The following is a 7,370-nucleotide window of genomic DNA, read 5'->3' on the forward strand; positions in this document are numbered from 1 at the left end:
TCAAGATGAGATCTCCCATCCTTCGTGGAGTAAGGCCCCCGGCTAGACCACCGGGTTGATAGGCCGGAAGTGGAAGCGTGGTAACACGTGCAGCTGACCGGTACTAATAGGCCGAGGACTTGCCACAACACAATCTTGTTTCGCGTCCACTGTGCAGTTCTAGGGGTACGGTCCCCGTCGTGTCGGCTTGGTCGCCGGCCTCGACGGTGCGGGCCACAACTCCATAGCGTTTCGGCGACCATAGCGAGAGGGAAACGCCCGGTCCCATCCCGAACCCGGAAGCTAAGCCTCTCAGCGCCGATGGTACTGCGCGGGCGACTGCGTGGGAGAGTAGGACGTCGCCGGACTTACTTTGACGAGGGCCGTTCGCATTGCGCGAACGGCCCTCGTCGCATTTCTCGACGGGATTGAATGCAATGGCAGCACAGCACAACGGATCGTCCAGCAGCGGCTCGGGTCGCGGCGCGAGCGGTCGTGGCGCGCCGAACGGCGCCCGCGGCTCCGGCCGGTCGGACGGCGCTCGCACCGGCGGTGCCGGACGAGCAGACGGCAATCGGACCGGCGGCCCCCGCAGCAGCGGTGGTCGAGGCTTCGGCGCCGGCGGTCGGTCGAGCAACGCTCCCGGCCGAGGCGGCGACGCTGCCGGTCGTGGTGGCGACCCTCGCGGTCGCGGCGGTGACGCACGCGGTCGTGGCGGTGACGCCACGGCGCGAGGTGGGCGTCCGTCAGGTGCGGGCGGCCGTTCGGTCGGCAGCCGCTTCGCTGACGGCGAGCGCGAGCAGCGTCCGCACCGTGGGCCTGCCCGCCCAGCCACCGGCGGCCAGTCGCGGCGCGATGCCGACGGCCGTGCCGCGAGCGGCGGGCACGCCGGTCGGGCCCGATCGACCGACGGGCGACCGCCGGCAGGCGACCGTCCGGCGCATCGCTCCGACCGGAGCGCCGCGGGTCCGCGCACCCCGCAGCGAGCCGATCGATCGGCACGGACGGCCGAACGCGGCACGTCCGACGGTCGCGGCGCGCGCAGCTGGGAGGACCGTCCCGGACGCACGGCCGAACGCGGCACGTCCGGCGGCCGTGCCCCGCGCAGCTGGGACGACCGTCCGGGCCGTGGGGACCGGCCGCGTCGCGACGTCCGACCGGATGTCGGCCGACCGCGGGGTGGGCGCGTCTTCGGCGACGACCGCGACGTGCGGCCGACGCGCGCGGAACGAGCCGTACCCGCGGAGGGCTACCCCGACCCGCCGGAACATGTGGACATCTCCCGTCTCGACCGTGACGTACGCGCCGAGTTGCGGTCACTGACCAAACTCACCGCCGACCTCGTCGCGCGGCATCTGGTCGCGGCCGGCGATGCACTGGACGACGACCCGGAACTCGCGCTGCGGCACGCGCGGGCCGCGCGCGCTCGCGGTGCACGCCTGGCCGTCGTCCGCGAGGCGGTCGGGATCGCCGCGTACCACGCCGGCGAGTGGTCGGAGGCACTGTCGGAGTTGCGCACCGCCCGCCGGATCTCGGGCGACCCGCGCAACCTCCCGCTCATCGCCGACAGCGAGCGCGCGCTCGGTCGCTCGGCCGCGGCACTCAAGTACCTGACCGACCCGGACGTGCGCCGCCTCGACATCGAGTCCCGCATCGAACTGCTCATCGTCGCCGCCGGCGCGCGACGCGACCTCGGGCAGACGGAGGCCGCGCTGGCGGTGCTGGCCCGGGGTGGGATCGACACGGCCAAGCCGCGTCCCGGGTCGGCCCGGCTCTGGTACGCCTACGCCGACGCGCTCGAGGAGCTCGGGCGCCGGGACGAGGCGGCCGTCTACTTCGCCGCCTCGGCCGCACTCGACCCCGAGGGTGAGCTGGACGCCGCCGACCGCGCGGCCGCACTGCTCTGACCCCCGCGCGGGTTGCGGGCCGGTAGCAGCCGCTTCCGACGAGATCCGTGCGGCGTCCACACCTGGGCCGTCGTCCACAGGGCTCGACCGGATCGGGCAGTGGTGTCGGTGGCGTGGCCGAGCATCTGCGGCATGACCACCACTGCGGCCCCGACGGCCGACAACACCATCTTCCTGCGCGGCCGTCTGGCCGACCTGCCGGTCGAGAAGGAACTGCCCACCGGCGACGTCATCAGCTCGTTCCGGCTCACCGTCGCGCGGCCGAAGGAGAGCCGTACCGGCACCACCGCGGGAGGCGTGAAGGTCGACAGCATCGACTGCGCCGCCGACCGCGCCAGGGTGCGCAAGGCGCTCGCCCGGGCCGCGGCCGGCGACGTCATCGAGGTTGAGGGATGGCTGCAGCGACGGTTCTGGCGCGGCCCGGCCGGATTGGGCAGCCGGTACGAGGTTCGGGTCGAGCAGCTCCGGATCGTCCGGCGTCCGGTCGTCACGGACGCCGCGCCGCGATGATCACGCGTCGACGTCGGCGTCCTCGGCCTGGTCGAGGAACCGGCGCATGAGCAGGCCGGACGCAGGCTTCGGCGTGAAGAGCGTCGACTTGCGTGGCATGCGCTCGCCGTCGGCCGCGACGGCCGCCACCGCAGCGACCGGTGTCGCCCGGAGCAGGACGGCGACGCCGTGACCCGCGCGGGCCTCCGAGACCGCGTCGTCCACCGAGTGTGCGTAACCGACCGTCTCGACCGTGTCGGGGAGACCCCATGCGGTGCCGATGACGGCACGGTGCAGCACCGTGACGTCGAGTGCTGCAAGGGCTGCCGACCCGCCGAGCTCGCGCGCCGCCGCCTCGAGTCGGCCGTCGGCGTCGCGCACGACGACGGTCCGCTCGCCGTCGGTCACGACGGCGGCGAACGTCGTCGCCCCGTCGAGGGCGGCCAGTCCCGCGGCCACGTCGGCGGCGTCCTCGACCACCGCGCCCGCGGCGCGAAGGCGGTCGGCCGCGTCCTGCAGCGCCAGCGAGGGCACCACGCGATGGATCGGGTGCACCTGCGGCCCGTAGTCGGTCGAGTCGACGAGCAGGGCCAGCCCGCGGTCCCAGGGCCCGCGTCCACGCATCTCGGCGAGGCGTCGCTGACGCTCGCGGTAGGTCGCGTAGCGGTGGTGCCCGTCGGCGATGAGGGCCCGCCGACCGGCGAGGTCGCGCGCGATCGCCTCGTGGTCGCGCGGGTCGGTGAGTGCCCACAGCCGGTGCCGGACACCGTCCGGCGTCGTCGTCTCGGCGAGCGCGGGGCGCGACCCGGTCGAGCGGACGAGTTCGCTCGCTGCCCCGCCGCCGTCGTAGACGAGATAGATCGGTTCGAGATCGGCCTCGGTCGCGGTCATGAGCGCGAGCCGGTCGGCGACCGGCCCCGCCATCGTGTTCTCGTGCGGCAGGATGACGCCGTCCTCGGGCGCCCGCAGTTCCACCGCACCGATCAGCCCGCGCGTCGGGTGCCCGTCGGCCGGCGCCATCTCGTACACGTAGATCGCCGGGACGTCGTCGACCGCGAACACCCCGCAATCGACCCACTCGCGCAGCGTCGCGGCGGCGGAGGCGTAGGCGTCGCCCGCCGCGGTGGTGTCGGTCGGCAGGATGATCCGCACGACGTTGTCGGGATCCGCATCCAGCAGCCGGGCGCGGTCGCTCGGCGAGATGACGTCATAGGGCGGGCAGAGCCGCCGGCCCAGCGCGTCACCGGTGACGGTCGGCCGCAGGCCGCGCATCGGCGCGAGCGAGAGCCCGGCGGTCGTCACCGATCGGTCGGGGTGCCCGGGATGCGCAGTGACCACAGCCCGGCAGCCTACGCACGGCGGTCGCGGTGGGATCATGCCGCCCGTGACCTCGACCCTGCGCGCGAGCGACCGACCGCTGTCGGAGCGCTACGACGTGGCCCTGCTCGATCTCGACGGCGTGGTCTACGTCGGGCCGGATGCCGTGCCGACGGCGCCCGACGCCCTGACCGCCGCGCGGGCGGCCGGGATGCGGCTGGGATTCGTCACGAACAATGCCGCCCGCCCGCCGCAGGCGGTGGCCGAACATCTCTCGCGGCTGGGCATCCGCGCGGCCGCGGACGAGGTGGTGACGTCCGCGCAGGCCGCCGCGCACCATCTCGCCGACCAACTGCCCGCGGGTGCGCGAGTGCTCGTGGTCGGCACGACGGGCCTCTGGGAGGCGCTGCGCGAGCGTGGGCTGACACCGGTCGGTACCGCCGACGGCGAGGTCGCGGCGGTGGTGCAGGGATACTCGCCCGACCTGGACTGGAAGCAGCTGGCCGAGGGGAGCGTGGCGATCCGGCGCGGTGTGCCGTGGGTGGCGACGAACCTGGACGCGACGGTGCCGTCGCCCCGCGGGCCGCTGCCTGGCAACGGATCGCTCGTCGCCGCCCTGCGCCATGCCACCGGTGTGACGCCGACGGCAACGGGCAAGCCGGATCCGACCATGCACCGCGAGATGGTCACGCGCACGCGCGCGGAGCACCCGCTGGTGGTGGGCGACCGGCTCGACACCGACATCGCGGGCGCGGCAGCGGTCGGCTGCGCGAGCCTGCTGGTGCTGACCGGGGTGACGTCGGCGGCGGGTGCCCTGGCGGCGTCCGCCGGGCAGCGCCCGACCTTCCTCGGCGCCGACCTGCGTGCGCTGCTCGAGCCGCACCCCCCTGTCGACGTCGACGGGGCGACGGCGACGTGCCGGGGGTGGACGGCGCAGCTGCAGGGTGCACGCGTGCGGCTGGCGACGTCCGGCGACGGGCGCCGCGACCATCTGGACGCCTGGCGGGCGCTCTGCGGGGTGTGGTGGTCGAAGGGTCAGGAGGGCGAGGCGCCCGAGATCGTGCCGACCGACGAGGCGGCCGAGCAGGCGATCCGCTCGCTCGGGCTCGAGGGGCACTGACGCCCGCGCGGTCAGAAGAAGCTGCGCAGCTTCATCACGTCGCGGATACCGGCATCGACCTTGACCCGGCCGGTCGCCCAGGCCGCCGCCATGTTGAGCTGCCCGTCCACGAGCCGCAGCAGGTCGTCGCTGGCCATGGTCAACCGCACCTGCGCCTGCGGTGGCGCGCCCGCCGGCAGACGACGGATGTCGTCGAGGCGTCCCTCGAACAGGCGGCCGCCGAAGGCGACGTCGAGGTCGGGCAGCACGCACACCAGCGACCGGTCCAGCGAGCGGCGGCTCGCCGACGGCTCACGGGCCGCGAGGCGCGCCGCGAGGGCGTCCAGGGCCTGCTCGCACTGCTCGAGGGTCGCCACAGGCGCTGGTCCTTCCGAGGTCGACGCGCGCACGGCGACCGACGTCGCGGGGGCGACGGGCGGCAGCAGGCGCAGCGGGGGCGGACGGACACGGTTCGTCGTCCGGCCCGTGGCCCGACGCTACCCGACCGGGTCGGGGTAGCGTCGGGCTCGTCGGTCGTCGGCGCAGACGGCGAACGGCGCCGGTCGCGGCCGTCCGCGCCCGGACCCCGGTCAGGTCGAGCAGCGGAGGTGCAGGGTGATGATGCCGTCGGGATCCGGCGAGGCCTCGCCGACGGTCGCCCCCGTGCCCGCGACCTTGCCGGCCGCCTCCGGGCCGGCCGAGGCCGCGGATCCGGTGTCGGCCGCCGTCGCCGGGCTGGCGCAGTTGGCCGACCGCCCGCTCGACGAGCACCCGGAGGCCTACCAGCAGGTGCACGCGACGCTGCAGCAGGCGCTGCAGGACATCCCGACCTGATCGGCGCGGTGCCCGTGGCGCGACGCCAGCGACTGGATGCCGAGCTCGTCCGACGGGGCCTGGCCCGGTCGCGCGAGCAGGCCGTCGAGCTCATCGCCGCGGGCCGGGTGCACGTGCGCGGCGTGGCGGCGTCCAAGGCGGCGACCGCGGTCGACCCCGACACCCCGCTCGTGGTGCGGGCCGACAGTGACGACCCGGGGTTCGCCTCGCGTGGCGGCCACAAGCTCGCCGGCGCCCTGGCCGCGCTGCCGGACGTCCGGGTCGCCGGACGCCGCTGCCTCGACGCCGGCGCGTCGACCGGTGGGTTCACCGACGTCCTGCTGCGCGGTGGCGCCCGTCAGGTCGTGGCGGTCGACGTCGGGTACGGCCAGTTGGCATGGTCGCTGCGGTCGGACGAGCGGGTGGTCGTGCACGACCGCACCAACGTGCGCTCGTTGACCCCCGAGGCGATCGACGGGACGGTCGAACTCACCGTCGCGGACCTGTCGTTCATCTCGCTGCGGCTGGTGCTGCCGGCGCTCGTCGCGTGCACCGATCCCGACGGTGACCTGCTGCCGATGGTCAAGCCCCAGTTCGAGGTCGGACGCGAGCGGCTGGGCAGCGGCGGGGTCGTGCGTGATCCGGCGGCGCGGGCCGACGCCGTGTGCGCCGTGGCAGCGGCGGCCGCCGAGCTGGGGCGTCCGGTGACCGCCGTCGTGCGCAGTCCGTTGCCGGGCCCGTCGGGCAACGTGGAATTCTTCGTGTGGCTGCGGCGGTCCGGCCGCCCGCTGACCGACGACGAGATCCGCGCCGCGGTGCTCGCCGAGGTGCCGTCGATCGACCGGCCAGTCGACCAGGGAACGGGGATCTCGTGAGATCGGTGCTCATCGTGGCGCACACCGCCCGGCAGCGGATCGCCGCGCTGGCCGCCCATGCGCGCGAACGGCTGGCCGACGCCGGCTTCGAGGTGCGCATGCTCACCGAGGAGGCCGACGACTGCGGGCTCTGCTTCACCCGCCCGGTCAGCGGCCCGGACGCCGCCGAGGGGTGCGAGCTGGTCCTGGTGCTGGGCGGCGACGGCACGTTCCTGCGGGCGGCCGAGTACGCCCGTCCGGCCGGGGTCCCGATGCTCGGCGTCAACCTCGGCCACGTCGGGTTCCTGGCCGAGGTCGACCCGCAGGCGTTCGACGCCACGGTCGAGAAGATCGTCGCCCAGGACTACACCGTCGACGAGCGCGTCACCGTCGACGCCGACGTCTGGCGCGACGGCGAGCTCATCGGCCGGGCGTGGGCGCTGAACGAGGTGTCCCTCGAGCGCACCAACCGCGAACGCATGCTCGAGGTCGCGGTGAGCGTCGACGAGCGGCCGCTGCTGCGCTTCGGGTGCGACGGCGTGCTGTGCGCGACGCCGACCGGGTCGACGGCCTACGCCTTCTCGGCCGGCGGTCCGATCATGTGGCCGACGGTCGACGCGATGCTCGTGGTGCCGAACGCCGCGCACGCCCTGTTCGCCCGGCCGGTGATCGTCGCGCCGTCGTCGGTCGTCGAGATCGAACTGGTGAGCCACGAGGGCGTGCTGAGCTGCGACGGGCGGCGCTCGGTCGACGTGCCGGCGGGCGCCACGGTGCAGGTACGGCGCGGGCACCAGTCGATCCGCATCGTGCGCATGCACACCTGGAGCTTCGCCGACCGCCTCGTCTCCAAGTTCCAGCTGCCGGTGCGCAGCCTGCGCGAGGCGACGGGGGAGCTTGAGGAGGGCTGACGGC

General features: G+C 74.6%; 9 protein-coding genes and 2 rRNA genes. 8 read left to right on the top strand and 3 right to left on the bottom strand.

Features of this window, described 5'->3' with window-relative positions; all coding sequences use genetic code 11:
- Together ACTHMS_RS06225 and rrf are read left to right on the top strand one after the other, a co-directional pair.
- Positions 1 to 127 (top strand): 23S ribosomal RNA (locus tag ACTHMS_RS06225); the annotation flags it as partial.
- Positions 128 to 230: 103 nt separating this feature from the next.
- Positions 231 to 347 (top strand): 5S ribosomal RNA (gene rrf, locus ACTHMS_RS06230).
- 378 nt (positions 348 to 725) lie between these two features.
- On the opposite strand, the gene ACTHMS_RS06235 is transcribed toward rrf, so the two are convergent.
- Positions 726 to 866 (bottom strand): hypothetical protein, encoded by a 141-nt coding sequence (locus tag ACTHMS_RS06235; RefSeq protein WP_440305806.1) that lies wholly within the window; start codon positions 864 to 866, stop codon positions 726 to 728.
- A gap of 321 nt (positions 867 to 1,187) precedes the next feature.
- Between ACTHMS_RS06235 and ACTHMS_RS06240 the strand changes: the two genes are divergently transcribed.
- Entirely contained in the window at positions 1,188 to 1,886 is a 699-nt protein-coding gene (locus ACTHMS_RS06240; RefSeq protein ID WP_440305807.1) for a hypothetical protein, read from the top strand.
- 132 nt (positions 1,887 to 2,018) lie between these two features.
- A complete protein-coding gene (locus ACTHMS_RS06245) occupies positions 2,019 to 2,396 on the top strand; it encodes a single-stranded DNA-binding protein (RefSeq protein WP_440305808.1) in 378 nt (125 codons plus the stop codon).
- Here the strand turns inward: ACTHMS_RS06245 and ACTHMS_RS06250 are convergent, their stop codons facing one another.
- On the bottom strand, positions 2,397 to 3,713 hold the full coding sequence (locus ACTHMS_RS06250; protein WP_440305809.1) for a DUF1015 domain-containing protein: 1,317 nt from the start codon (positions 3,711 to 3,713) through the stop codon (positions 2,397 to 2,399).
- A gap of 37 nt (positions 3,714 to 3,750) precedes the next feature.
- Here ACTHMS_RS06250 and ACTHMS_RS06255 point away from each other — a divergent pair, with 37 nt between their 5' ends.
- Positions 3,751 to 4,812 carry an HAD-IIA family hydrolase gene (locus ACTHMS_RS06255; protein ID WP_440305810.1) on the top strand — a complete coding sequence of 354 codons (1,062 nt, stop codon included), beginning with the start codon at positions 3,751 to 3,753 and terminating at the stop codon, positions 4,810 to 4,812.
- 11 nt (positions 4,813 to 4,823) lie between these two features.
- Here ACTHMS_RS06255 and ACTHMS_RS06260 read toward each other — a convergent pair whose 3' ends face one another.
- On the bottom strand, positions 4,824 to 5,168 hold the full coding sequence (locus ACTHMS_RS06260) for an SCP2 sterol-binding domain-containing protein (RefSeq protein WP_440305811.1): 345 nt from the start codon (positions 5,166 to 5,168) through the stop codon (positions 4,824 to 4,826).
- Positions 5,169 to 5,454: 286 nt separating this feature from the next.
- Between ACTHMS_RS06260 and ACTHMS_RS06265 the strand changes: the two genes are divergently transcribed.
- Genes ACTHMS_RS06265 through ACTHMS_RS06275 form a run of 3 tightly spaced genes read left to right on the top strand, consistent with a single transcriptional unit; the run spans position 5,455 to position 7,366 of the window.
- Positions 5,455 to 5,625, top strand: a complete 171-nt coding sequence (locus tag ACTHMS_RS06265; protein WP_440305812.1) for a hypothetical protein — start codon at positions 5,455 to 5,457, stop codon at positions 5,623 to 5,625.
- A 14-nt stretch (positions 5,626 to 5,639) separates the two neighbouring features.
- Positions 5,640 to 6,479, top strand: a complete 840-nt coding sequence (locus tag ACTHMS_RS06270; protein ID WP_440305813.1) for a TlyA family RNA methyltransferase — start codon at positions 5,640 to 5,642, stop codon at positions 6,477 to 6,479.
- Positions 6,476 to 7,366 carry an NAD kinase gene (locus tag ACTHMS_RS06275; protein WP_440305814.1) on the top strand — a complete coding sequence of 297 codons (891 nt, stop codon included), beginning with the start codon at positions 6,476 to 6,478 and terminating at the stop codon, positions 7,364 to 7,366. Before ACTHMS_RS06270 ends, ACTHMS_RS06275 begins: the two co-directional genes overlap by 4 nt.
- Positions 7,367 to 7,370 lie beyond the last annotated feature (4 nt).

Source organism: Jatrophihabitans sp. (genome assembly GCF_051960575.1).
Taxonomy (GTDB): Bacteria; Actinomycetota; Actinomycetes; order Mycobacteriales; family Jatrophihabitantaceae; genus JBQCEE01.

What these genes read in the sequence shown, in the direction of transcription:
- ACTHMS_RS06255 (WP_440305810.1), top strand. Translation starts at nt 3,751, where the DNA reads ATGCCGCCCGTGACCTCGACCCTGCGCGCGAGCGACCGACCGCTGTCG.
- ACTHMS_RS06245 (WP_440305808.1), top strand. Translation starts at nt 2,019, where the DNA reads ATGACCACCACTGCGGCCCCGACGGCCGACAACACCATCTTCCTGCGC.